This is a genomic window from Pseudarthrobacter sulfonivorans (assembly GCF_031454915.1).
GTDB lineage: Bacteria > Actinomycetota > Actinomycetes > Actinomycetales > Micrococcaceae > Arthrobacter > Arthrobacter sulfonivorans_C.
The window spans coordinates 474,266-497,724 of record NZ_JAVDRS010000001.1; the positions used below are offsets into that span (position 1 = coordinate 474,266).

Annotated in this window: 24 protein-coding genes; 10 read left to right on the forward strand and 14 right to left on the reverse strand. The window is 64.8% G+C overall.

The features are described from left to right. Positions 1 to 27 precede the first annotated feature (27 nt). Entirely contained in the window at positions 28 to 1,161 is a 1,134-nt protein-coding gene (gene dapE / locus J2808_RS02155) for a succinyl-diaminopimelate desuccinylase (protein WP_309810929.1), read from the forward strand. A gap of 75 nt (positions 1,162 to 1,236) precedes the next feature. Here the strand turns inward: dapE and J2808_RS02160 are convergent, their stop codons facing one another. The 4 genes from J2808_RS02160 to J2808_RS02175 form a co-directional block, all read right to left on the reverse strand. Continuing rightward, positions 1,237 to 2,094, reverse strand: a complete 858-nt coding sequence (locus tag J2808_RS02160; RefSeq protein ID WP_309810931.1) for an amino acid ABC transporter permease — start codon at positions 2,092 to 2,094, stop codon at positions 1,237 to 1,239. Next, positions 2,091 to 2,741: an amino acid ABC transporter permease gene (locus tag J2808_RS02165; protein WP_309810933.1), complete on the reverse strand. Its 651-nt coding sequence runs from the start codon at positions 2,739 to 2,741 to the stop codon at positions 2,091 to 2,093. Before J2808_RS02165 ends, J2808_RS02160 begins: the two co-directional genes overlap by 4 nt. A 107-nt stretch (positions 2,742 to 2,848) precedes the next feature. Next, entirely contained in the window at positions 2,849 to 3,736 is an 888-nt protein-coding gene (locus J2808_RS02170) for a glutamate ABC transporter substrate-binding protein (protein WP_309810936.1), read from the reverse strand. Positions 3,737 to 3,809: 73 nt separating this feature from the next. Next, positions 3,810 to 4,565, reverse strand: coding sequence for an amino acid ABC transporter ATP-binding protein (locus J2808_RS02175; protein ID WP_309810939.1), 756 nt, complete (start codon positions 4,563 to 4,565; stop codon positions 3,810 to 3,812). A gap of 115 nt (positions 4,566 to 4,680) precedes the next feature. Here J2808_RS02175 and J2808_RS02180 point away from each other — a divergent pair, with 115 nt between their 5' ends. From J2808_RS02180 to J2808_RS02195, 4 genes are all read left to right on the forward strand, one after another. Next, positions 4,681 to 5,466 (forward strand): LOG family protein, encoded by a 786-nt coding sequence (locus tag J2808_RS02180; RefSeq protein WP_309810942.1) that lies wholly within the window; start codon positions 4,681 to 4,683, stop codon positions 5,464 to 5,466. Positions 5,467 to 5,489: 23 nt separating this feature from the next. Then, positions 5,490 to 5,909: a DivIVA domain-containing protein gene (locus tag J2808_RS02185; protein WP_309810947.1), complete on the forward strand. Its 420-nt coding sequence runs from the start codon at positions 5,490 to 5,492 to the stop codon at positions 5,907 to 5,909. Then, positions 5,906 to 7,153: a hypothetical protein gene (locus tag J2808_RS02190; RefSeq protein WP_397427961.1), complete on the forward strand. Its 1,248-nt coding sequence runs from the start codon at positions 5,906 to 5,908 to the stop codon at positions 7,151 to 7,153. The genes J2808_RS02185 and J2808_RS02190 overlap by 4 nt, the downstream gene beginning before the upstream one ends. Positions 7,154 to 7,387: 234 nt before the next feature. Beyond that, on the forward strand, positions 7,388 to 7,555 hold the full coding sequence (locus tag J2808_RS02195) for a DUF3117 domain-containing protein (RefSeq protein ID WP_009357720.1): 168 nt from the start codon (positions 7,388 to 7,390) through the stop codon (positions 7,553 to 7,555). 47 nt (positions 7,556 to 7,602) lie between these two features. Here J2808_RS02195 and J2808_RS02200 read toward each other — a convergent pair whose 3' ends face one another. Further along, positions 7,603 to 8,235, reverse strand: a complete 633-nt coding sequence (locus J2808_RS02200) for an O-methyltransferase (RefSeq protein WP_309810950.1) — start codon at positions 8,233 to 8,235, stop codon at positions 7,603 to 7,605. A gap of 231 nt (positions 8,236 to 8,466) precedes the next feature. Between J2808_RS02200 and sigE the strand changes: the two genes are divergently transcribed. The 3 genes from sigE (at position 8,467) to J2808_RS02215 (ending at position 10,421) form a co-directional block, all read left to right on the forward strand. Next, positions 8,467 to 9,081, forward strand: a complete 615-nt coding sequence (gene sigE, locus J2808_RS02205; RefSeq protein ID WP_309810953.1) for an RNA polymerase sigma factor SigE — start codon at positions 8,467 to 8,469, stop codon at positions 9,079 to 9,081. Between the two features lie 8 nt (positions 9,082 to 9,089). Beyond that, positions 9,090 to 9,935: an anti-sigma factor gene (locus J2808_RS02210; protein ID WP_309810955.1), complete on the forward strand. Its 846-nt coding sequence runs from the start codon at positions 9,090 to 9,092 to the stop codon at positions 9,933 to 9,935. Between the two features lie 69 nt (positions 9,936 to 10,004). Beyond that, positions 10,005 to 10,421 carry a Sec-independent protein translocase family protein gene (locus J2808_RS02215; protein WP_309810957.1) on the forward strand — a complete coding sequence of 139 codons (417 nt, stop codon included), beginning with the start codon at positions 10,005 to 10,007 and terminating at the stop codon, positions 10,419 to 10,421. Positions 10,422 to 10,472: 51 nt separating this feature from the next. On the opposite strand, the gene J2808_RS02220 is transcribed toward J2808_RS02215, so the two are convergent. The 3 genes from J2808_RS02220 to J2808_RS02230 are packed head-to-tail and all read right to left on the reverse strand — an operon-like array spanning position 10,473 to position 13,637. Beyond that, on the reverse strand, positions 10,473 to 11,600 hold the full coding sequence (locus J2808_RS02220; protein ID WP_309810960.1) for an Mrp/NBP35 family ATP-binding protein: 1,128 nt from the start codon (positions 11,598 to 11,600) through the stop codon (positions 10,473 to 10,475). Between the two features lie 11 nt (positions 11,601 to 11,611). Continuing rightward, a complete protein-coding gene (locus tag J2808_RS02225; protein ID WP_397427962.1) occupies positions 11,612 to 12,361 on the reverse strand; it encodes a DUF1003 domain-containing protein in 750 nt (249 codons plus the stop codon). After that, positions 12,354 to 13,637 (reverse strand): magnesium transporter MgtE N-terminal domain-containing protein, encoded by a 1,284-nt coding sequence (locus J2808_RS02230; RefSeq protein WP_309810963.1) that lies wholly within the window; start codon positions 13,635 to 13,637, stop codon positions 12,354 to 12,356. The genes J2808_RS02225 and J2808_RS02230 overlap by 8 nt, the downstream gene beginning before the upstream one ends. Before the next feature lie 77 nt (positions 13,638 to 13,714). On the opposite strand from J2808_RS02230, the gene J2808_RS02235 reads away from it, so the two are divergent. Further along, complete coding sequence (locus J2808_RS02235; RefSeq protein ID WP_309810966.1) at positions 13,715 to 14,659, forward strand: YflT domain-containing protein; 945 nt, start codon at positions 13,715 to 13,717, stop codon at positions 14,657 to 14,659. A gap of 97 nt (positions 14,660 to 14,756) precedes the next feature. On the opposite strand, the gene J2808_RS02240 is transcribed toward J2808_RS02235, so the two are convergent. The 4 genes from J2808_RS02240 to J2808_RS02255 form a co-directional block, all read right to left on the reverse strand. Beyond that, positions 14,757 to 15,590: a carbohydrate ABC transporter permease gene (locus J2808_RS02240; protein ID WP_309811824.1), complete on the reverse strand. Its 834-nt coding sequence runs from the start codon at positions 15,588 to 15,590 to the stop codon at positions 14,757 to 14,759. A gap of 80 nt (positions 15,591 to 15,670) precedes the next feature. Next, positions 15,671 to 16,657, reverse strand: coding sequence for a carbohydrate ABC transporter permease (locus tag J2808_RS02245; RefSeq protein ID WP_309810969.1), 987 nt, complete (start codon positions 16,655 to 16,657; stop codon positions 15,671 to 15,673). Positions 16,658 to 16,688: 31 nt separating this feature from the next. Next, on the reverse strand, positions 16,689 to 18,059 hold the full coding sequence (locus tag J2808_RS02250) for an ABC transporter substrate-binding protein (protein ID WP_397427963.1): 1,371 nt from the start codon (positions 18,057 to 18,059) through the stop codon (positions 16,689 to 16,691). 197 nt (positions 18,060 to 18,256) lie between these two features. Further along, a complete protein-coding gene (locus tag J2808_RS02255) occupies positions 18,257 to 19,855 on the reverse strand; it encodes an aminopeptidase P family protein (RefSeq protein ID WP_309810972.1) in 1,599 nt (532 codons plus the stop codon). 82 nt (positions 19,856 to 19,937) lie between these two features. Here J2808_RS02255 and J2808_RS02260 point away from each other — a divergent pair, with 82 nt between their 5' ends. Then, entirely contained in the window at positions 19,938 to 20,786 is an 849-nt protein-coding gene (locus tag J2808_RS02260) for a PHP domain-containing protein (protein WP_309810975.1), read from the forward strand. A gap of 1 nt (position 20,787) precedes the next feature. On the opposite strand, the gene J2808_RS02265 is transcribed toward J2808_RS02260, so the two are convergent. After that, positions 20,788 to 21,660, reverse strand: a complete 873-nt coding sequence (locus J2808_RS02265) for a DNA-methyltransferase (RefSeq protein ID WP_309810978.1) — start codon at positions 21,658 to 21,660, stop codon at positions 20,788 to 20,790. Between the two features lie 8 nt (positions 21,661 to 21,668). Further along, positions 21,669 to 23,369 (reverse strand): DEAD/DEAH box helicase, encoded by a 1,701-nt coding sequence (locus tag J2808_RS02270; RefSeq protein ID WP_309810981.1) that lies wholly within the window; start codon positions 23,367 to 23,369, stop codon positions 21,669 to 21,671. Between the last annotated feature and the right edge of the window lie 90 nt (positions 23,370 to 23,459).

The following is a 23,459-nucleotide window of genomic DNA, read 5'->3' on the forward strand; positions in this document are numbered from 1 at the left end:
GCAGCGGGTTCGAACTAGACTGGCAACGTGACTGCCGAAACTGCCCCTGAATCGACCACCGTGACGTTGGACCTCCGTCAGGACGTTGCCACGCTGACCGCAGCGCTGATGGACATCAACAGCGTGTCCGGGAATGAGACGGAGCTGGCTGACGCCGTCGACGTGGCACTCCGGGCCATTCCGCAGCTGCGCGTGGTGCGCGATGGCGACTCAATCGTCGCCCGCACCGAGCTGGGGCGGCCGGAACGCGTCATCCTGGCCGGACACCTGGACACTGTCCCGTTGCCGACTACCAAAGGCGCACGTGGCACGGTGCCTTCCACCTGGGAGTCCGGCATTCCGGGGGAGGGCGTCCTGTACGGGCGCGGAGCCACGGACATGAAGGGCGGCGTCGCTGTCCAGCTCGCGCTGGCGGCCACACTGTTCGACGGCCGGGCCTCACCCAAGCGGGACGTCACCTTTGTGTTCTACGACCATGAGGAAGTGGAAGCGGTGAAGAGCGGCCTGGGCCGCCTGGTCCGCAACCACGGAGATCTTCTGGACGGTGACTTTGCCATCCTCCTGGAACCCACCCACGGCACGGTGGAGGGTGGCTGCAACGGCACCAGCCGTTTCGAGGCCACCACGGTTGGGGAGGCGGCGCATTCCGCCCGGGCGTGGATGGGCAGCAACGCCATCCACGCGGCGGCACCCATCCTGGCCCGGCTGGCGGCCTATGAACCACGGACCATCAACGTGGACGGCCTCGACTACCGCGAGAGCCTCAACGCCGTGAAAATCAACGGCGGCACGGCCGGCAACGTCATTCCGGACCGCTGCGTGGTGGAAATCAACTACCGTTTCGCCCCTGACAAGTCCCCGGACCAGGCGGAGGCCCATGTCCGCGAACTGCTGGCGGGCTTCGACGTCGTCCGCACTGACGCCGCAGCCGGCGCCCGGCCGGGACTGAACCACCCCGCTGCCGCGTCCTTTGTGGCAGCGGTCGGTGCGGAACCGAAGCCCAAGTACGGCTGGACCGACGTCGCACGCTTCAGCGAACTGGGCATCCCGGCGGTGAACTTCGGCCCCGGCGATCCGCTGCTGGCGCACAAGGACGAAGAACACGTCGACGCCGACGCAATCCGCGAATGCCTCCGGGCGCTGCGGAGCTGGCTGGGCTGACCCTACGCCCCACGCACAGCAGAAGGGTCCGCAGCTTGTAAGCTGCGGACCCTTCGGCCTGTCTGTTCGGTGTTGTTACTTCGGTTCCCGCACTTCGGGCAGTTCCGGTGCAACGACGGCGGTTGGCGCCTTGGCCACGCCGCCGGCGGCCTTCGTGGAGCCGCGGCGTTCGATCCAGACTGCGATCCGGGAAACACAGATATTGATCGCAATGTAGATGGCGGCGGCGACAAAGAAGATGGGGAACAGGAACGCGTTCCCCAGGAAGTCCGCCATCACCTGGACGGCACGGAGGAGTTCGCCGTAAGCCACGATGTAACCCAGCGACGTGTCCTTGAGGAGCACCACCAGCTGGGCAACCAGTGACGGCATCATCCGGCGGACAGCCTGCGGCAGTTCGACCAGCATCCGGGACTGGAAGCTGGTCAGGCCGATGGACAGGCCTGCTTCGCGTTGTCCCTTCGGCAGCGACTGGATGCCGGCACGGATGATCTCCGCGAAGATGGCGGCGTTGTACAGGACCAGTCCGGCGATCACCGCAATGAACGAGCTGGTGCCGAACACCAGCAGCACAAAGAGCATCATCAGGACAACCGGCATGCCGCGCAGGAACTCCAGGACCACACGGGTGGGGACCCGGATCCAAGTAACCAGGGAGATTCGCAGCAGGCAGAGCATGAGGCCGAGCGGGAAGGCGATCACTGCGGCGATGGCGGCGGCGCTGAGGGTAGCCCCGATGCCGTTTCCGAGGAGCATCCAGACATCGCCCCGGGTGAAGATGGCCCAGCGGCGGCCTTCAAAAATGCCCTGCTGGGCGAGGGTCATGATGATAAACGCCAAGAGGCCGAGGATCACCACTGTTCCAATGATGGAACCGATCAGGGATACCCGGCGGGCCTTGGGCCCTGGGACGTCGTAGAGAACTGAAGTCATCGGGCAATCGCCACCTTTCGTTCCACCGTGCTGGCGAGGATGCCCAGGGGAACGGTGAGGAGCAGATAGAAGAACGCCACGCCCAGAAGTACGGCCATGACCTGGTCGCCATTGGCATTGGCCATCTGGCGGCCGTAACCGAACAGTTCAAGGACGAAGAATGCGCCGGCGACGGAGGAGTTCTTGACCAGGGCGATGAGGATGTTGATCAACGGCGGGATCACCGTCCGCAGGGCCTGGGGCAGGATGATGAGCGAGAGCACCTGGCCGAACTTCATGCCGATGCTTCGCGCGGCCTCCGCCTGGCCGATCGGCACGCTGTTGACCCCGGACCGGACGGCCTCTGCGATGAACGCCGCGGTGTACGCGCTGAGGGCGATGATGGCGGCGACTTCGAACTGTTCGAACGTCACTCCGAGGCGGGGCAGGACGATGGCTGCAAAGAAGAAGGCAATGGTCAGTGGCGTGTTCCGGAGGACTTCCACGTACACCATGCTGAACCCGCGCAGGGCCGCCACGGGGGAGACACGGGCGGCGGCCAGGAGTGTTCCGACGATCAGGGCGATAATCCCGGAGACGGCAGACAGGAAAAGAGTGCGGAGAAGGCCTTCCCAATACAGGGGGAGGTTTTCGAGAATGACTTCCATAGGATCCTTCGGCTCTGGGCGTAGAGGGTCGAAAAACAGGCTGGCGGTTTCCGGGGGAGGCGCTGTGCACCATTTCCCCGGAAACCGCCGTGGCTACCTGGTGTTACTTAGTAGCGGTCGATGGCGGGAAGCTCAGGAGCGGTCTTGATGACCGAACCTGCAGTGGCTTCCCAAGCCTTCTTGTAGGACCCGTCCTTGCCGAATGCCTCGAGCTGATCGTTGATCCACGTACGGAATTCGGTGTCGTCCTTCTTCAGGCCGATGCCGTAGGGCTCCTTGGTGAAGGTCTCATCCGAAGCCAGCTTGAAGGCCTCCGGCTCCTTATCGACGAAACCGGCCAGGATCACGTTGTCCGTTGTGATGGCCTCAACCTGCTTGTTGCGCAGCGGCTCAAGGCAGGCGGAGTAGGTGGCGGCCGGTACGAGCACAGCTCCGTACTTCTCCACGATGGTGGCTGCCGGAGTGGATCCGGTCACGGAGCAGACCTTCTTGCCCTTGACGTCTTCAGGCTTGGTGATGGACGTGTTGTCCTTGTTCACCATCAGCGCCTGGCCGGCCTCGTAGTACGGGCCGGCGAAGCTGACAACCTGCTTGCGCTTGTCGTTGATGGTGTACGTGGCGATCACCAGGTCAACCTTGCCCTGCTCGATGAAGGGTTCGCGGTTGGCCGAGACTGTTTCGGACCACTCGATCTTGTCCGCCGCGATACCAAGCTTGGCGGCAATGAGCTTGCCCATCTCAACGTCGAAGCCTACCGGCTTGCCATCCAGGCCCACCTGGCCGAAGAGCGGCTGGTCGTACTTGGTACCGATCTTGATGGTCCCTGCCGAGGACAGCTTGGCCATGGTGGTGCCTGCGGCGAAGGTGGGCTTGTCGGCAACGGTGGGGTCGCTGGTGGTACCGGGGGTGCCGCCGCCACAAGCGCTCAGGGACAACGCCAGGGCCGCGGTAGCCGCCACGAAGAACGACTTCCGGCGGGTCATAAATGCCTTCATGACATTCCTTTCATTGATCGGCCGTGGGTCACGGCCTGGATGCGAACTGGTGTGTGTGTTCGGTGATGGGAAATCAGTGGGTGAGCAGCTTGGACAGGAAGTCCTTGGCGCGGTCGCTCTTGGGATTGGTGAAGAATTCCTCCGGCTTGGCGTCTTCGACGATCTGGCCGTCAGCCATGAAGACCACGCGGTCGGCAGCCTTCCGGGCGAAGCCCATTTCGTGCGTGACCACCACCATGGTCATGCCTTCCTTGGCCAGCTGGATCATGACATCAAGGACTTCGTTGATCATTTCGGGATCGAGGGCGGAGGTGGGCTCGTCAAAGAGCATGACCTTCGGCTTCATAGCCAGTGCGCGGGCAATAGCCACACGCTGTTGCTGTCCGCCGGAGAGCTGGGCTGGGAGCTTGGGGGCCTGGTGACCCACGCCCACCCGCTCCAGCAATGCCATGGCTTCCTTGTCCGCCTGTGCTTTGGCTACGCCTTTGACCTTGATGGGTCCAAGCGTCACGTTCTCAAGGATGGTCTTGTGCGCGAAGAGGTTGAAGGACTGGAAGACCATGCCGACGTCGGCGCGAAGCTGCGCGAGCTCCTTGCCTTCTTCCGGCAGCATCTTGCCATCAATACTGATGGTGCCGCCCTCGATGGTTTCCAGGCGGTTGATGGCACGGCACAGCGTGGACTTTCCCGAGCCCGAAGGCCCGATGACTACAACCACTTCGCCCTTGCGGACGTGGAGATTGATGTCCTTCAAGACGTGCAGCTGACCATAATGCTTATTCACACCATTCAGGGAGACGAGCGCATCGCCGGGCACATGAGTAGTCATAAGAAGAATCTAGCGAACAAAGACCGCCTATGACGGGAATCACGCCATGTTGCTGCGGATCGTGATTCAAGAGATACCTGCCGCGGGCATGGCGGCTGGGCACTAGCCTAGGGGGATGAGCATCAACGCAGATCCCGCCAAAACTTCCCAGCCGCGCCGTAAGGGGCCCCTCGAACTACGCCGCAAGCAGGCAGCTGTAGAGATGTCGGATCAACATCTGCTCGATACTAAGGGCGCTGGGCAGTTCGTCCATTCGGATCCCTGGCGGGTGCTCCGGATCCAGAGCGAGTTCGTAGAGGGGTTCGGCGCCCTGGCCGATCTTGGACCGGCCGTCAGCGTGTTCGGTTCTGCGCGGACCAAACCGGGCAGCCCGTACTACGAAAAGGGCATGGCCGTAGGCCGTCACCTGGCCGCGGCCGGCGTAGCCGTCATTACCGGCGGCGGTCCCGGTTCCATGGAGGCCGCCAACCGCGGCACCGTGGAAGGCAACGGTGTCTCCGTTGGCCTGGGTATTGAGTTGCCTTTTGAGCAGGGGCTGAACCAGTGGGTGGACCTCGGCATCAACTTTCGCTACTTCTTCGCCCGGAAGACGATGTTCGTCAAGTATGCCCAAGGCTTCATCGTGCTCCCTGGCGGGCTGGGGACGCTGGATGAACTTTTCGAGGCAATGGTCCTGGTCCAAACCCGGAAGGTGACGTCGTTCCCGATTGTGCTCCTCGGGGTCGACTTCTGGGGTCCGATGATCGAATGGATCAAGGGAACCCTGGTGGCCGAGGGCATGGTTTCCGAAAAGGACCTTGACCTGATCCAGGTGGTGGATGATCCTGCCGAAGCCGTGCAGCGTGTGCTGCACGGCACGGCCCCGGTTCCCTCCAGCAACGGGGAGCAGCGGCCCGAATAGCAGGCACGTCCATATCTGGCACGATGGGTGCTGTGAGTTTTTTCCTGGTTTTCCTCGCCGTCGTGCTGCTCGGCGCCACCCTCTGGGCGGGTGTCGGCGGACGCCGCGGCATCCTGCGCGGCGTGCGCCGCAGCATCGGGCGCGGCACCGAAGCCGATGCCGCGCCCGCTGACCATGAACCGCCGGGAGCCGGGGTGCTGTACGGCGGATTCCCCCAGCCCCCGGCCAACCTGCCGCCGGTGCTGCTGCCCGCCAACGCTGCACCGGCCGACGTCGACCATGTCCGGTTCTCCCTCGGCCTCCGTGGCTACCGTATGGATCAGGTGGACCAGGTCCTGGACGAACTGCGGGACCAGCTCGCCGCCAAGGACGCGGAATTGGTGGAACTCCGGACGCGGCTGGGCGACGCCGAACGGGCAGCGCGCCCGGAGGCCGGCGGTTGAGCACAGACACGGGGGATCGAACGGGCCCGACGGCGTCAATCACCGCACTCGGCGTGCGCGCCGCGGATGCGGTCAGACGCTGGCCGTGGTGGCTGCAGGTGGCAGTCCTTTATGCCGCTGCCCGGCTGGTCAGCGCGTGCATCTTCATGGCGGCGGCCCGCCACCAAGGGCCTAATCCCTGGTTTCCAGCCACCCCGGACTACTGGAATTTCATCAACATCTGGGATGCGCGCTGGTATGGGCGGATCATCACCGACGGGTATCCCGCACCGCTGCCCACGGACGCCGCCGGCAACGTGCAGGAAAATGCGTGGGCGTTCTACCCTCTCTTCCCGGCACTGGGCCGGGCGCTTGCCGGGTTGACCGGGTCCAGCCCTGCGGCGGCGCTGATGGTGGTGGCGATGCTTTCGGGGCTGGGAGCCGCACTGGCCGTGTACTGCCTGTTCAGGCACAAGGCTTCGCACAGTGCAGCCCTCTGGGGAACGGCGTTCTTCGCAACCTTTCCCGCGTCCGCCGTTCTCCAAGTCCCCTACGCCGAACCCCTGACCATTTTCCTCCTGGCCACCGCACTGTTACTGGTGGTCCGGCAGCACTACGTGTTGGCCATGCCGGTGGTGGTGCTCCTGTGCCTTTCCCGCCCGGTGGGTGTTCCATTCGCGGCCACGCTGGGACTGCTCTTCATCGCCCGGTTGGTGGAACGGGTCCGCGAGGGCCGGGCAGGCTCCCATGGGCCCCGTGAACTCGTGTCCCTGGCCGGCCTCACCGCCCTTTGCGGCGCCTCGGCCCTGCTCTGGCCGGCAGCGGCCTGGGCCGCCACGGGGGACATCGCGGCATACACCAAAACCGAAACGGTGTGGCGCGGCCATGACCTGGTGCCCTTCAAACCCTGGTTCGATACCGGCATCGACCTCTTCGGACCTGTCCTGGGCGTAGTGGCGCCGTTTGTCTTTGCAGGTCTCTTTGCGCTCCTGCTGTTCGCCCCGCCCGTGGTGCGGCTGGGCGCGGAGCTTCGCCTGTGGTGCGCCTGTTACATGGGGTACCTGCTGCTGTTCCTGCACCCCCAAACCAGCACCTTCCGTATGCTGCTTCCGCTGTTTCCGCTGGCCCTTGGTGCAGCTCTGCTGTCCCGCTCGCGGGCCTACCGCGGCACCGTCCTGACCATGTTTGTCCTGCTCCAGATCGTGTGGATCGTCTGGCTGTGGGCCTGGGCGCAACTTCCCGGCGGCGGCGATTATCCGCCGTGATCACGGGCGGTGCCGGGCTGCCGGATCGAGGAATCCGACGTGGCCGTAAATGTCCATCGATTAGCTACGTGCGGGTAATTACAGGATAATAGGTAGTAAGCAAGGACAACAGGATTCAGAAATGTTCAGGCATGGCGGCATCAGTACGGGCCGCCATGGCGGCTTGATTTGACCATGCGGACACAGCCCATCCGGGCTGATATGTCCTGGGACTAAATGGAGGGGAAATTCCTCATGGCGGCTATGAAACCACGCACCGGCGACGGCCCTATGGAAGTCACCAAGGAGGGCCGCAGCCTGATCATGCGCGTTCCGCTCGAAGGCGGCGGACGGCTTGTGGTGGAACTTAACGCTGCGGAGGCGGCCAACCTTAAGGAATGCCTCGTCGGCGTTACCGAGTAATAACTTCGCGGGGGAGGGTCCGCAGCCTGTCGGCTGCGGGCCCTTTCCTATTTTTTGACTGCTATCAGCAGGCCGTCGCCGGTGGGAAGCATCGCCGAAGCGAGCCGCTCGTCGTCGCGGATTGCCTTGCCAACCTGGCGCAGGACCACGGTGTTGGCCTCCCGGGCGGCAGGGTTGGCAACACGGTCCTTATCCAGGGCGTCATTAATGATCAAGAGGCCGCCGGTCTTAAGAAGCCGGATGGCCTGCTCCACGTAGCCGGGCAGGCCGGGCTTGTCGGCGTCGATGAATACGAGATCATAAGCGGCGTCGGTCAGGCGCGGCAGGACATCGCCCGCCCGGCCGGAGATGGTCCGCGTGCGGTTTGCCGGACTTCCGGCTTCCGAAAACGCCTCACGCGCCGCCTTCAGGTGCTCCACGTCCACGTCGATTGTGGTCAGCACGGCCTGCGGACCCAGCCCCCGCAGGATGCAAACGCCCGAGACGCCCGCCCCCGTTCCGATTTCGACGGCTGTCTGGGCCTTGGACCCTGCAGCCAACACCGTCAGGACCGCTCCGACACCCGCACCGATGGGCGTCACGCCCAACTCAAAGGAGCGCTCCCTGGCCCGCAGCATAACCTCATCCTCGGCGGGCAGATCTTCTGCATAGGACCAGCTCGTGGACTTGTCGGCGCTCATGAGGGATTCGCTTTCTGGGCAGCAAGGGGGAGTGTCTAGTACAGCGTACTGTGTCCGGGGGTGCCAGCCACGGAAGGAATCTGTTGCGCCTTCGGCTGAAGAGCCATGCCGGTCAGGAAATTCCCAGCCAACTTTGAAATGATGGTAATCCGGTCATCCGTGAGGGGATCGGCGCCGAACCAGAGATGTCAACAGTATCCGGGCGATAGCAATCCACGAGGGGAGTGGACGATGTCATCAGATGTGGCACCTGTCCCTGCAACAGACCTTTCTGCCGCTGTTTGGGTCAGGCCAACCTGGGAGGAAGTGGTGGCCAACCACTCCGCCAAGGTCTACCGGCTGGCCTACCGCCTGACCGGAAACAAGTTCGACGCCGAGGACCTCACCCAGGAAGTGTTCGTGCGCGTGTTCCGTTCCTTGGAGAACTTCAAGCCGGGAACACTCGATGGCTGGCTGCACCGCATTACCACCAACCTGTTCCTGGACCAGGCGCGCCGAAAGAGCCGCATCCGCTTCGACGCACTGGCTGAGGACGCAGAATCCAGGATTCCGGGACGCGAACCCGGGCCGGAACAGAGCTTCGAGCTGAACAACCTTGACCTCGACGTCCAGGCCGCCCTGGAGGAATTGCCGCCGGACTTCCGCGCCGCCGTCGTGCTGTGTGACTTGGAAGGCCTGTCCTACGATGAAGTTGCCGCCGCCCTCGGCGTGAAACTTGGGACGGTGCGTTCGCGGATCCACCGCGGACGGACCATGCTGCGTGAGAAGCTTGCCCACCGGGATCCCCGCCCGCAGCAGGGCCGCAAGCCCAAGCTGTCACTGCCCCGTATCGCCAGCATTCTCTGATCGGTACCATGACGCTCCAAAACCCCTTTGGCCGCCGGCATCACCGCGGCGACGACCACCTGCAAAGCTGCGGAGAGTGCGCAGCGACTGTCAAGCGCGAACGCCAGTACATCCAGCGGCTCCGCGAAGCCGCTGTGCCGCCTGCCAGCGACGACCTCACCGCGCGCCTGCTGTCCAGGACCCAGATGCTCGCGGCCAGCCCGGCGCCGGCCCCCAGCCAGCACCCGGCAGCGCGCGTCCTTGCACTCACTGCCGGCGGGACCGCCGCTGCGGCGGGAATCCTCGCCGTCAGCGCCTTCGCGCTGGCGGGGGACAGCCTTCCCATGGCCGGGACAGCCATGAACGGCAGCCTGGTCCAGCACGCTGCCCAGTTGCCCGCTGACGGCAGGGAACTCACGGCCCCGCAATTGTCCGCCCTCCGGTCAGAGGGATGGGTCTGCCCGGAGCTAAAGACCCTCGGCTTCCACATCCGGAGTGCTAACGCCATCACGGTCAACGGCTTGCCTGCGGTGGAGCTGCACCTCTCAGACGGGGAGCACTACGCCACCGTCGTCGAACAGCATCCCGTGGATGTCGCTGCGACGAGCGGGAGCCTGATGGTCAGCAAACTGGCTCCCTGGACCGCTACCTATGAGACAGCGGCAGGCAGGTTCACGCTGGAGTCCGATCTCCCTGCCGGCCTGGCCGATGACGCTATTCCGGTACTCCAGCGGCTCAGTGCTGTTGCTGTCGAAGGAATCGATGCCGGCGTCAGCACCAGGGCGGATGCCGCCGAGGACGCGGTCCGTGACGAATCGCCGGCAGCCCGGCTGGAGCGGGGAATCCGCAAAATCGGGGAGATGCTCACGCAGTGAGGCGGGCGGGTTCCCGGCCCGGAGGGCACGAATCGTCAGAGCGGCTTCGGAGAGGGTAATCTTCCTAAAGTGTTTGGAATCAACGGCCCTGAGTTCTTCCTGCTCCTGATCATCGGCATCCTGGTGATCGGTCCCCAGCGGCTGCCCGAATACACCCAGAAACTTGCGAACCTGGTGAAGGAAGTCCGCCGCATGGCCTCCGGCGCCCGGGAGCAGATCAAAGAAGAAGTGGGCATCGACATCGAGGATGTCGACTGGAAGAAGTACGATCCCCGGCAGTACGATCCGCGGCGCATCATCAAGGAAGCGTTGCTGGACGACGACACAAAACCTGTCAGTGCCGGGGCTCCCGCCGCTGCGGCTGCCGTCTCCGGAGCTGCCGTAACTGCTGCCGCCAGCGCGCCGGCAGTCACCTCCCGGCCCGGGCGCGTTGTCCAGACGTTGCCGCCGGGCACTGCGGCGCCGTTCGACACCGAAGCCACCTAAAGCCCCGCGGCTTTCACGCGGGCGCCGGCGCCTCGCGGCGGACGCCGTGCGTCAGCGGGGCTGCAGCCCCAGCTTCAATCCGGCCAGGCCACGCGGTTTGGCAGCAAGTTTGCCGGCTATCCCGTTCAGGGCAATCGCCGCCGGAGTCTCCGGCCGGCTCAGCACAATGGGCGCGCCGGCGTCGCCGCCCTCCCGCAGCAGTATGTCCAGCGGAATCTGTCCCAGGAGCGGAACGTCGGCGCCCACTGTCGCGGTGAGCCTTTCGGCGAGGACCGCTCCACCGCCGCTTCCGAACAGTTCCATCCGCCCGCCGTCGGGCATTTCCAGGTACGACATGTTCTCGATGACTCCGGCCACCGACTGTCCCGTCTGGGTGGCGATGGCACCGGCCCGCTCGGCGACGTCGGCGGCTGCCGCCTGTGGCGTAGTGACCACCAGGATCTCCGCCTTGGGCAGCAATTGGGCCACGGAAATCGCGATGTCGCCGGTGCCGGGAGGCAGGTCGAGGAACAGGGCATCGAGGTCACCGAAGTAGACGTCGGTCAGAAACTGCTCCAAGGCGCGGTGGAGCATCGGGCCGCGCCAGGCGACAGGCTGGTTGCCGCTGACGAACATGCCGATGGAGATCACCTTCACGCCGTATGCAACCGGCGGCAGGATCATGTCGTCAACCCGAGTGGGCGCCTGCGTGATGCCCATCAGGCCAGGAACGGAGAAGCCATAGACATCGGCGTCCACGATCCCTACCCGAAGCCCCTGCGCGGCGAGGGCACAGGCCAGGTTCACGGTGAGGGAGGACTTGCCGACGCCGCCTTTTCCGCTGGCCACGGCGAAGACCTTGGTCAGTGACCCCGGCTCATTGAACGGGATGCCGCGCTGGCCCCCGGCGCCGCGCAGCTGCTCTTTCAGGGCATCCCGCTGAGCCTGGTTCATCACCTTCAGTTCAACGTCGACGGCGGTCACGCCGGAAACCGCGGACAGCGCCTTTTCGGAATCGGCTGTGATGGTGTCCCGCAGGGGACAACCGGCGATGGTGAGCAGGACCGCCAGCCGTACCCGGCCCTCGGCAGTGATGTCCACGGACTCCACCATGCCCAGTTCGGTGATGGGACGGCGGAGCTCAGGATCGATCACGGTAGCCAGCGCAGCGTGGACTGCCTGCTCCAGGGTGGCGCTCATGCGGGCAGGGCTCAGCTTTCGGGGGTAGGGGTGTGCTTGGGGCCGGCGGGAGTGTCGATTGCGCCGGCTGCGGGGGCCGTCGCGACGTGGCTTGGTTTAACCTTCGGCATCTGCTGCGTGCGGGGGCTCCGCTGTTTGTCGCGCTTTTCCTTCAACTTTTCCTTGACCTTGTCACGGGGCGACTCGTGGCTGCCGGATCCGGCGGGGTCGTGCGTGCGCAGTTCCTCCTGCGCTTCCAGCATGTCTTCAAGGAGCGAGCGCAGTTCCGCCCGGACGTAATCCCGGGTGGCCACTTCGCGGAGGGCAATGCGCAGCGAAGCCAGCTCCCGGGTGAGGTATTCGGTGTCGGAGAGGTTGCGCTCTGCCCGCTGCCGGTCCTGCTGGAGTGAAACGCGGTCCCTGTCGTCCTGCCGGTTCTGGGCCAGCAGCAACAGCGGGGCGGCATACGAGGCCTGAAGCGAAAGCATAAGCGTCAACAGGGTGTAGCCGAGTAGGCGGGAGTCGAACTGCCACTCCTGCGGGGCCCAGGTGTTCCAGACCAGCCAGACCACCACAAAGACCGTCATGTAGACAAGGAACTGCGGGGTGCCCATGAACCGGGCGAAGCCTTCAGTGGCATGGCCAAAGGCATCGGGGTTGGGTGAGAACTTCGGCAGGATGCGCTGGCGGCCACTCAGGGGCGTATCCAGGCCACCCTTGGCTGGTGCTTTCCCTTGGCCGCGCTGGCCGCCGGGATTCTTGGGGGCGCCGGTGTCAGCCAATGCGGCCTCCCAGTTTTCTTATCGGGGCCTCGCCATCATAGGCGCGCCAGTCATCCGGCAACAGATGATCCAAAACGTCATCAACAGTCACCGCCCCCACAAGGCGGCCGTCATCATTGACCACGGGGAGGGAATTCAAGTTGTAGGTTGCCAGCGTCCTTGCCACCTCACTGATGTGGGCCTGGTCCGACAACGGCTCAAGGTTCTTGTCCACCAGATTGCCCAGCGGCTCGAACGGCGGGAAGCGCAAAAGTTGCTGGATGTGCACCACCCCGAGGAAACGGCCGGTGGGTGTCTCGAGCGGCGGCCGGGTAATGAAGATCGACGACGCGAGGGCGGGCGACAGTTCCTCGCGCCTGACGTGGGCCAGGGCCTCGGCCACAGTCGCCTCGGGTGGCAGGATGACCGGAACCGGCGTCATGAGCCCGCCGGCGGTGTCCTCGTCGTATTCGAGCAGGCGCCGCACGTCCTCCGCGCCTTCGGGTTCCATCAGCTGCAGGAGTTGCTCCGCCTGGGCGGACGGCAGCTCGCCGAGGAGGTCGGCGGCGTCGTCCGGATCCATCTCTTCCAGGACATCAGCGGCGCGCTGGACGTCAAGGGCCGAAAGGATTTCCACCTGGTCATCCTCGGGGAGTTCCTGCAGGACGTCGGCGAGCCGTTCATCCTGGAGCTCGCTGGCCACTTCGAAACGGCGCTTATCGCTCATCTCCTGCAGCGCTTCGGCGAAGTCCGCGGGCTTGAGGTCCTCGTGGTTGGCCACAAACTGCGTGGCCGCCTGCGGCTCGGTGCGGGCGCCCTGGAGGGCATCGGCCCAGTCAATGATCATGGTCTCGTTGCGCCGCAGCCGGCTGAGCGGGGAGAGCGAGTGGCCCCGGCGGACAAACAGCTTGCTGACGAACCAGTCGCGGGAGCGATGCTGGTCCATGGCGATGTCCTCGATGGTGGCGTCGCCGCTGCCGTCCCGCAGCGTGACCCGGCGGTCGAACATTTCCGCGACAACCAGGGTTTCGGCGCCGCGCTGTTCAAAGCGGCGAAGGTTGACCAGCCCGGTGCAGATGATCTGCGTCTGGTCGATCGAGGTGATGCGCGTCATCGGCACGAAGACGCGCTTCTTGCCGGGAACTTCGACGACGATACCCACCACGTGCGGGGCGCCGCGGCTTCCGCGGGAGAGCACCACAACATCACGCAACCGCCCCAGGCGGTCGCCCAAGGGGTCGAAGACATCAAGACCCAGAAGGCGGGCCACAAAGACGCGCGAAAGATTTGTGCTCACGCTTACAGGCTACCGAGTCTGCTCTCTTTTAGCTGAATTTGCAGGCGGCACACATGCTGATGGGCAAGAATGGGTGTATGTCAAACATTTTTGGTGCTCCCAAAGCCGGTGGCCCCAACGGGCCGGACGACGCCCGCGCGGTTCCGGCCGGTGACACCGTCGGCTCGTACACCTCCTACTTGGATGCCCAGAAGGCGGTGGACTACCTCGCCGACCAGCAGTTCCCGGTCCAGATGGTTTCCATCGTGGGCAACGAACTCAAAATGGTCGAGCGCGTAACAGGCCGCCTCAGCTATCCGCGGGTGGCCCTCTCCGGCGCGCTCAGCGGCATGTGGTTCGGCTTGTTCGTCGGCGTGATGCTGTCCTTCTTTGCACCGTCGCCTGGCTACTTCTCCATTCTCGCGTCAGTGCTGATGGGTGCTGCTTTCTTTATGCTGTTCGGCATCGTCACGTATGCCATGCAGCGCGGAAAGCGGGATTTCACCTCAACCAGCCAAGTGGTCGCCACGAACTACGACGTTGTGGTGTCGGTGGAGGCCGCCCACGAGGCGCGCCGCCTGCTCCAGCAGCTGCCCATGACCCGCTCGGACGCGGCCGCCGCTCCCTACACGCCGCAGGGCTACCAGAATCCGCACTACGGCCAGCCGGGTCAGCAGGGCGGCCCGGGCAACCAGCCTGGTCAGCCGGGCCAGGCACCTGTCCGCCCCTCGGGCTGGAACGACCCCTACGGCCAGCAGGGACCAGTCACTCCGGCTGCCGGCACGCCAGGACATGACGCCGGCCAGCGCGACGCTGCCGGCGCAGGACAGGGCGGCCAGCCAGATGCTGCGCCCCAGCCCGCGCCCGTCGCGGCGGTCCGCTACCCCGACCTTCCGGACGGCCGGCCCCAGTATGGTGTCCGGGTCGCGGCTCAGCCCGGTACGGGCCAGTCCGCTTCGGGCCAGCAGCCCGCTTCAGACGAGCCTGCCTCGGACCAGCGCCAGCCAGACTCCGCCAAGGACAACGGTGAGTCCGCGTCCTAGGCCGTGATGCACAAAAGAACTCCGTCCGAACCTGGGATCACTCCTGGGATCACTGGGGCCGGGCGGAGTTCTTTTTTGTCTCGGGTGGTTCCTCCGGCTATTTGACGCTGCCGGCTGTCAGGCCGCCTACGAGGTACTTCTGGAACATGAAGTAGAGCACCACCACAGGGACGGCACAGACCAGCGATGCCGCCATCATCTGCGAATACACGGGGATCGCGCCACCCTCCACGGCTGACGCGAAGACCTGCAGTGCTACTGCCGCGGTGTGCGTGTCCGGGCGGGTGAACACCGACGCGAACAGAACATCATTCCAGCCGAGCAGGAAGGCGAAGATTGCCGAGACGATGATGCCGGGCCAGCTGAGCGGGATGATGATCCTGAAGAGGATCCCGAGGTTGGAGGCACCATCAATGCGCGCCGCCTCCTCCAGTTCCCGTGGCAGTCCCCGAAGATAAGTGACCATCACCCAGGTTGAGAACGGCAGGGCGAACGTCAGGTACGCGATAAACAGGCCCCAAAGGGTGCCGATGACGGTCACACCCAGGTAGGTTCCTGCCGAAGAGAACAGCACGAATACGGGCAGGAGCATGAGGGTTCCCGGGATGGACTGGAGACCCAGCAGCCCGCGCAGCACCGTCAGTCGCCCCCGGAACTCAAACCGGACCAGCACGTACGCCGTGCCGATCGCCATCAGGGCCGAAACCACTGCCGTGGCACCGGAGACGATCAGGCTGTTCCCGATGGCCTTCGCCAGGCCCACGGAATCCCAGATCTTGTTGTAGCTGTCCAAAGAGAAGCTGCTGGGCCAGAACTCGCCACTGGCGACGCCCACGTCCGTGTTAAGTGACGCCAGGAAGATGTACAGGATGGGAATCAGTACCAGGGCGCAGAGCAGGATGGTGATAACCGCCAGCAGTGGCCGCGGCATAAGGCGGGTGACCTCCAGGGCCGCATCACGCCGGATGGGTTGTTTCGTCTGCCGCTCGATCGGGTTTGCTGCGTCGATGGTCATTTCTTTCCTCCCTCGTGCACGTCAAGCCGGACTGCGCGCAGGTAGATGAAGAGCGGAATGGCAATCAGGATCAGTGAAACAACCGCCATGGCTGCGCTGAGGCCAAACCGGAAGCTCTGGAAGCTGGTGACGTAGACCAGGATCGGCAGCACATTCACATCGGATGGCGCCGGCGCCCCGAACAGTACATACGGGAGGGTGAAGTTGTTGATGTGGTTCAGCGTTGCAAGGAGGAAAGCGAGCGAGACGGGCCCCTTCAGGTAGGGGAAGATCACGTACCGCAGCTTGTTCCACCACAGCGCCCCGTCGAGCGCCGAGGCCTCGTGGACCTCGTGGTCAACAGCCTGCAGGCCGGACAGCGCCAACAGGTAGATGAACGGCCAGGCCGCCCAGATTTCCACCCACACCAGCGTCCAGTACGAATTGGGACCGTTGAGCCACAGTCCGCCGTCCATTCCGATGTTGGTCAGCGTCACATTCACGATGCCGTCCGGCTGCAACATGGTCCGCCATACGCTGGCCACCACGAACGACGGCAGGACGTAGGGGATCAGGAAGACTGATCGCACCAGGGCGCGGCCACGGTAGGCGTTCTGTGTGACGACGGCAGCAGCCACCCCCAGCGGAACGGTTACCAGGGTGGAGATCACTGCGAAGGACACGGACAGCCAGATGGAGCGGAGCAGGTCACTGCTCAGCGCCGCTTCGACGTAGTTTTGGATGCCGATGAATTCGGCACTGACCCACCGGCGCAGGGTGTACTGATCGAGATCGATCAGGGACATCCAGATCCCCATGGCCAACGGGATGAGGATGACAACGGTCATCAGGAGCCCGCCGGGAATCAGAAGCCACAGCGGTCTGTTCTTTTCGCTCAGTGCCTTCCGGGGTTTCCCGCCGGGCGTGGGCTCGCCGGGTCCGGCGGCCGCCCCGGCCGCCGGACTGTTGCCCGACGGCCGGGGCTCTGTGACGCTGCTAGCCATTTCGGTACCTTCCGCAGTTGTTCGGTTGGTCCTACTTCTTGGCCCGGTCCAGTGCCGTCTGCGACTTGGCCTGTTCGTCCTTGAGCCGCTGTGTCAGGCTGGAATCGCTGACTTCGCCCGAGGAAAGGTCCGGGATGGATTGAACCACTACATTGGTCAGTGACAGCTGGACATCGCCCCAAGCGCCGCTGAAGGGCGTTGCCACGGACTTCGCACCTGACTCAAGAGCCGGCGCAATCACTGCGTTGCTGGCGAGTTCCTTGGCGGCTTCCGCGTTTGCTGGAAGCTGGCCGAAGACCTTGAAGTAGTTGAGCTGGACATCCTTCTCCGTGATCATCTTGATGAACGCAAAGGCGAGGTCCTTCTGCTTTGAGTAGTCGGCCACCACAAGGTTGTCACCGGAGAGGATGCTGGAAGCGGGCTGGCCGCCAGAGGGGTTGGCGGTCTCGCCCGGCGGGACGGTGGGCATCAGGGCGTACTTGTACTTGCCTTTGACCGCCGAGGCATCCAGCGCGGGGATGGACAGCGGCGAGGTCATGGGAAAGTAGCCTGCTTTGCCTGCGGCGAATGCTGCCAGGGCCTGCGGGTTGGCCCAACCGACCGAGGCAGGGTCAACTACCTTGTCCTTGGTAACCCACCCGAAGTAGGTCTCGTAGGCCTTCTTGGTGATGGGGTCGTCGAGGCGAACCTTGTCGCCGTCAATGATGGGGTTGCCGGCCTGGATGGACATTCCCCAGATGTACTTCCAGGGGTCGAAGTTGTCCTTGTAGGCCACAGCGACGCCGTACTGGTCGCCGGTGGTGAGCTTCTTGGCATGCTCGGTGAATTCGTCCCAGGTGGTGGCGGGCTTCTCAATGCCGGCAGCGGCCAGCAACTCGGTGTTGTAGGCCATCACGAACGGCCGGCTCACGAACGGGATGCCGATCTGATTGCCCTCGTCCGGGCCGGAAATGCCCAGAGCAGCGGGAACGAACTTGTCCTTGCCGCCGAGCTGGTTCCATTCGTTGTCAGCCAGCTTCACGAACGCCCCGGTGGAGTACGCCGTGGGAGTGAAAGTGGTGCCCAGGCCGTAGACGTCGGGGCCTTGGCCGGACACCACAGAGGTCTGGATCCGGGTCATCTCATCGTTGGCCGTGGCGAATGTCTCCCACTGGATGTCGGCGCCGGTTTCCGCCTTGAATTTCGTGCTCATTTCCTTGAACCAGGCCTGCTGCTCCTGGGGATACTGGGCCGTTACATTCATCAGGACGTTGAGCGTTTTGCCGGTGCCGTCCACCTTGCCGCCGGAAGCGCCTGAGGTTGTGCCTCCTGAATCGCCCGACCCGCCGCAAGCGGCAAGCATCAGGACCGAAATAGTCGCAGCGGCAATGGCACCGAGGCGACGTGGTTTGGACATACCCATGAGACTTCTCCTTTGAAGACATACATTGCGGCAGAGACCCCAGACTTGAGTCACAGTCTACGATTTCTTTCTCCGCGCACAGCGTATTCATCAGGAGGAGACTTTGGCAAGCGATTGCCAAAAACTGTTTATCAGAGCGTCACCAAGGAGGCTAGACAGGGCGCGGCCCGAAAGCGGCGTGCGGCCGCCCCCCAGTCTCAGGCGGTGTCCCCGCCCGCCGCGGCGTGGTGAGCGTCTCCGTAAATGCCTGCCATCCAGGATTCGACGTCGTCAGCCTTGCGGGGGAGCGCCGCGCTGAGGTTGACCGGACCGTCCGCCGTCATCAGGATGTCGTCCTCGATCCGCACGCCGATCCCGCGGTACTCCGCAGGGATGGCAAGGTCCTCGTTCTTGAAGTACAGGCCGGGTTCGATGGTGAAGACCATGCCGGCCGTGAGGATGCCGTCGAGGTAAAGTTCCCGCTTGGCCTGGGCGCAGTCGTGAACGTCGAGGCCGAGGTGGTGGCTGGTGCCGTGCGGCATCCACCGCCGGTGCTGCTGGCCTTCAGGGCTGATGGCTTCCTCGACGCTGACGGGGAGCAAGCCCCACTCCGCGAGGCGTTCGGCGAGCACAGTGGTGGCGGCAGTGTGGATGTCGCGGAATTTGGTGCCAGGCTGTGCCGCGGCGAATCCGGCGTCTGCCGCGTCAAGGACTGCCTCGTAGATCTTGCGCTGGACGGCCGTGAATGTGCCGTTGGCCGGCAGGGTCCGGGTAACGTCCGCGGTGTACAGTGAGTCGGCTTCCACGCCGGCGTCCAGCAGCAGCAGTTCGCCGGCGTTGATGCTGCCGGTGTTCCGGGTCCAGTGCAGCACGGTGGCGTTGTTGCCGGCTGCGGCGATGGTGTCGTAGCCCAGTTCGTTGCCGACTTCGCGGGCACGCGCAAAGAAAGCTCCTTCCACAACGCGTTCGCCGCGGGCGTGCGTCAGGGCGCGGGGAAGGGATTTGACCACTTCGACAAAGCCTTCAACGGTGGCTGCCACCGCCGTCATCATCTGTTCGACTTCCCACTCGTCCTTCAGGAGGCGGAGTTCGGACAAGGCTTCGGACAGCTTCTCGTCCAACGCGTCGAGGACGCCGAGGTCCAGGTTGTCCGGGTCCTTGGCGGTGTTGTAGCGGGCCGTGTCCACGAGCGCGTCGATGTTCTCATCCACCTTGCGGACCAGCCGGATGGAGATGCCGCCGATTTCCGGGGCACCCACGTTCTTGGTGATCGCTGATTCGAGTGCATCGATGTGCGCCGTGGGCAGGCCCAGGCGGGCTTCGAACTCAGCGAGCGTGGGGCGGGCGCCGATCCAGAATTCCCCCGAGCGGGAATCGGCGTAGAACTGCTCCGTATCCCGGCCAGCCAGCGGACGGAAGTACAGGGTGGCACGGTGGTGCCCGCCGTCGTCGCCCTTTCCTTCCCCTGCCGGCTCCAGGATGAGGACAGCGTCCGGCTCGTGGTCCAGGCCCAGGCCGGTGAGGTGCGCGAAGCCGGAGTGCGGGCGGAAGCGGTAGTCACAGTCGTTGGAGCGGACTTTCAGCGGGCCGGCGGGAATGACCAGGCGTTCGCCCTTGAACTGGTCGGAGATGGCCTTGCGCCGGGCCGCTGCATAGTTGGCCACGGCATCGCGTGCCGGCAACTGCTGGCCGGCGGGCGCCCAGTTGCTGGCCATAAAGGCCTTGAAGGCATCGGAACTGGGCCGCTGCGAGCGGTTGTTGACGCGCTCGTCGAGGGGCTGGGAAGCAGAGTTCAGGGTATTTTCGGCATCGTTCACGGCACCATCGTCTCACCAGCAGCCGGGCATGTGCGACAAAGGGGCCAATGCCTGGCCGGACGCGGTCAACTAGGCTGGGGAAGTGAGGATTGACCTGCATGCCCACTCCAACGTTTCCGATGGCACGGAAACCCCTGCTGACGTCATGGCCTCGGCGGCCAGGGCGGGCCTGGACGTCGTGGCCCTGACCGACCACGACTCCACCGACGGCTGGGCCGAGGCGTCCCGCGCGGCGTTGGACCACAGGGTGGCCCTCGTCCCCGGAATGGAAGTCTCCTGCCGGACGGAGCAGGGCATCAGTGTGCACCTCCTGAGCTACCTGCACGATCCCGTTCACCCGGGGCTCCTCGACGAAATCACCAAGGCCAAGGATGCCCGCCTCACCAGGGCAGAACGGATGGTAACCCTGCTCGCCGAGGACTACCCGCTGACCTGGGACGACGTCATCCACCACGTCGCTCCCGGGGCCACGCTGGGACGTCCGCACATCGCCGATGCCTTGGTGGCGGCCGGCGTGGTCTCGGACCGCTCGGAAGCCTTCACGTCCATCCTCACCTCGCATTCGCGGTACTTTGTCCAGCACTACGCACCCGACCCGGCAACCGCCGTCGAACTTGTGCGGGCAGCCGGAGGCGTCCCCGTCTTTGCCCATCCCGTGGCGTCAGCCCGCGGACGCATTGTGGGGGAGCGCACCTACCTGGACATGATCGACGCCGGCCTGGTGGGCCTGGAGATCGAGCACCGCGACAACCCTGAGGAAGGCCGCGAGTTCCTGCGCGGTCTCGCCGCCAAGCATGGACTCCTGGTGACGGGTTCATCGGACTACCACGGCACCGGCAAGCCCAATCTCCTCGGGGAGAATCTCACCACAGCGGAGGTGCTGGCCCGGATCGAGGAGCTGGGCACAGGTACCTCAGTGGTCCGCCCCTGACCTAGTTGGGCGGGAACGACGTAAAGGTCGCCTTGGCACCCAACCGCTTGGCCATAACGTCAATGGCGGGCTGGTTCTGGTCCACGCACACGAACTTCCGGTCCAGCTTGGCCGCCACGGCACCGAGCGTTCCGGAGCCCGCGAAGAAGTCCAGGCACCAGTCACCGGGCCGGCTGGACGCGGCTACTACACGGCGGATGAGGCCCTCGGGCTTCTGCGTCGGGTAGCCGGTCTTTTCCTTGCCGGTGGGGGAGACGATGGTGTGCCACCAGACGTCGGTGGGCAGCTTCCCCAGCTCCCGCTTGGCAGGAGTCACCAGGCCTGGAGCCATATAGGGCTCCCGGTCAACCTCGGCGCTGTCGAAGTGGTACTTCGACGGGTTCTTGACGTACACGAGGATGTTGTCGTGCTTGGTGGGCCAGCGGTATTTGGCGCGCGCCCCGTAGTCGTAGGCCCAGATGATCTCGTTCAGGAAGCACTCGCGGCCGAAGATGGCATCCAGCATCACCTTGGCGTAATGGACTTCCCGGTAATCCAGATGGAGGTACAACGTGCCGTCGTCAGCCAGCAGTCGCCAGGCTTCCACGAGCCGTGGCTCCAGGAAGGACCAGTAATCGCTGAACGCGTCATCGTAGCGGTGCAGGGCGCCCTTGATGGTGTCGTAGGAGCGGCCCTTGAAGCCCACGCGGTCGCCGTCACCGTCAGTGTTGAGCACCATCCGGGTTTCCTGGCGCGTCTGGGCCCGGCCGGTGTTGAACGGCGGGTCCACGTAAATGAGTGTGAAGGCGCCGTCCGGCAGCGAGGGGAGGAACTCCGCGTTATCCGCGTGAACCACCAGGTTGCTGCCGTCCGGCGCCCAGACGGTGTCAGTCATCGAGGCTGTTAGGCCTCCGCGTTGCCGGGCTGCGAGCCGTTGTCGGCACTGGCCACTACTTCGCCGTTGCGGCGGCGGGTGCGCGTCCGGCTGCGGCGGGCACGGGGGTCCACTTCGCCGTCGGCCGTAGCAGCAGTAGCAGACTCGGCGGCAGGCCCGGTGCCGGCGGCCGCCGCATCGGACGTACGACGACGGCGGTCACCGGAGCGGCCGCCCGTCTCGCCACTGCGGCGGCTGCTGTCGCGCCCACCTGAACGGCCGGCGTCGCGTCCGCTGTCACGGCCGCCGTCGCGTGCTGTATCCCGTGCACCGCCGCGCGTGTTCTTCTTGCCCGTCTCGCCCAGGTCCTCCAGGACCTCGGCGTCAACACCGGCGAGCGTGCGCTTGTTGCGGGGCAGGCGGCCCTTGGTGCCTTCCGGGATGTCCAGCTCTTCATAAAGGTGCGGGGAGGAGGAGTACGTCTCCACCGGTTCCGGGTAGCTCAGGCCCAAGGCCTTGTTGATCAGGCCCCAGCGCGGCATGTCGTCCCAGTCCACGAAGGTCACGGCGGTGCCCTTGTTGCCGGCGCGGCCGGTGCGGCCCACCCGGTGCAGATAGATCTTTTCGTCCTCGACGCACTGGTAGTTGATGACGTGGGTGACATCATCCACGTCGATGCCACGGGCGGCGACGTCGGTGGCAACCAGGACGTCCACCTTGTTGTTGCGGAAGGCGCGGAGAGCCTGCTCGCGGGCACCCTGGCCCAGGTCGCCGTGGATGGCGGCGGCGGCGAAGCCGCGGTCCACCAGTTCTTCGGCCACCTTTGCGGCGGTGCGCTTGGTCTTGGTGAAGATGATGGTGCGGCCGCGGCCGCGCGCCTGCAGGATGCGGGCAACAACTTCAACCTTGTCCATGCTGTGGGCACGGTAGATGAGCTGGCGGATATCGCGCTTGGTGAGGCCCTCGTCTTCGGGATCAGCTGCCCGGATGTGGGTGGGCTGCGTCATGTAGCGGCGGGCCATGGCGATGACGGGGCCCGGCATGGTGGCGGAGAACAGGAGCGTCTGGCGGACCGCAGGCGTACCGGCGATGAGCGTTTCGACGTCCGGGAGGAAGCCGAGGTCCAGCATTTCGTCAGCCTCGTCAAGGATCACTATCTTGACGTTCTTCAGCACCAGGTGCTTCTGCTTGTACAGGTCGATGAGGCGGCCGGGGGTGCCCACCACCACCTCGACGCCCTTCTGCAGGGCCTCCACCTGGGGCTCGTAGGCACGGCCGCCGTAGATGGTGGTGATGCGGGCATTGCGCTTCCGCGACGCGTTCTGGAGGTCGTTGGCCACCTGGACGGCCAGTTCGCGGGTAGGCACGATGACCAGGGCCTGCGGAGCGCCGGGAACAGCGAGCTTGTCGAAGCCGGCGTCGTCCGGACCCACCACGCGCTGCAGCGCGGGGATGCCGAAGCCGAGGGTCTTGCCGGTGCCGGTCTTGGCCTGTCCGATGATGTCGTGGCCCGAGAGGGCAACCGGCAGTGTCATGGCCTGGATGGGGAACGGGTGGGTGATCCCGGCGTCGGCCAGGGACTCGACAATATCGGCGCGGACGTTGTAGTCCGCGAAGGATTTCTCCTCGATCTCATGCGGCTTCTCGTCCGAGATGATGGTTTCTTCGGGTTCGATCGTTTCGATGCCGGAATCGTCAGTCAGGATCTGGTGGGTATGCAATTCACTCACAGGTGAGTTTCCTTATTCATTTGGGCATTGGCGCTGCCTGCTCAACGGGCCGGCCAACGTGGCCGTTCCGGAGCACGCTCGAAGCGCGCA

Bases quoted from the DNA above. Each gene is read 5' to 3' on its own strand.
- J2808_RS02160 (WP_309810931.1), bottom strand. From the start codon at position 2,094: ATGACTTCAGTTCTCTACGACGTCCCAGGGCCCAAGGCCCGCCGGGTA.
- J2808_RS02165 (WP_309810933.1), bottom strand. From the start codon at position 2,741: ATGGAAGTCATTCTCGAAAACCTCCCCCTGTATTGGGAAGGCCTTCTC.
- J2808_RS02170 (WP_309810936.1), bottom strand. From the start codon at position 3,736: ATGAAGGCATTTATGACCCGCCGGAAGTCGTTCTTCGTGGCGGCTACC.
- J2808_RS02175 (WP_309810939.1), bottom strand. From the start codon at position 4,565: ATGACTACTCATGTGCCCGGCGATGCGCTCGTCTCCCTGAATGGTGTG.
- J2808_RS02180 (WP_309810942.1), top strand. From the start codon at position 4,681: ATGAGCATCAACGCAGATCCCGCCAAAACTTCCCAGCCGCGCCGTAAG.
- J2808_RS02185 (WP_309810947.1), top strand. From the start codon at position 5,490: ATGGGTGCTGTGAGTTTTTTCCTGGTTTTCCTCGCCGTCGTGCTGCTC.
- J2808_RS02195 (WP_009357720.1), top strand. From the start codon at position 7,388: ATGGCGGCTATGAAACCACGCACCGGCGACGGCCCTATGGAAGTCACC.
- J2808_RS02200 (WP_309810950.1), bottom strand. From the start codon at position 8,235: ATGAGCGCCGACAAGTCCACGAGCTGGTCCTATGCAGAAGATCTGCCC.
- sigE (WP_309810953.1), top strand. From the start codon at position 8,467: ATGTCATCAGATGTGGCACCTGTCCCTGCAACAGACCTTTCTGCCGCT.
- J2808_RS02210 (WP_309810955.1), top strand. From the start codon at position 9,090: ATGACGCTCCAAAACCCCTTTGGCCGCCGGCATCACCGCGGCGACGAC.
- J2808_RS02220 (WP_309810960.1), bottom strand. From the start codon at position 11,600: ATGAGCGCCACCCTGGAGCAGGCAGTCCACGCTGCGCTGGCTACCGTG.
- J2808_RS02235 (WP_309810966.1), top strand. From the start codon at position 13,715: ATGTCAAACATTTTTGGTGCTCCCAAAGCCGGTGGCCCCAACGGGCCG.
- J2808_RS02240 (WP_309811824.1), bottom strand. From the start codon at position 15,590: ATGCCGCGGCCACTGCTGGCGGTTATCACCATCCTGCTCTGCGCCCTG.
- J2808_RS02245 (WP_309810969.1), bottom strand. From the start codon at position 16,657: ATGGCTAGCAGCGTCACAGAGCCCCGGCCGTCGGGCAACAGTCCGGCG.
- J2808_RS02250 (WP_397427963.1), bottom strand. From the start codon at position 18,059: ATGGGTATGTCCAAACCACGTCGCCTCGGTGCCATTGCCGCTGCGACT.
- J2808_RS02265 (WP_309810978.1), bottom strand. From the start codon at position 21,660: ATGACTGACACCGTCTGGGCGCCGGACGGCAGCAACCTGGTGGTTCAC.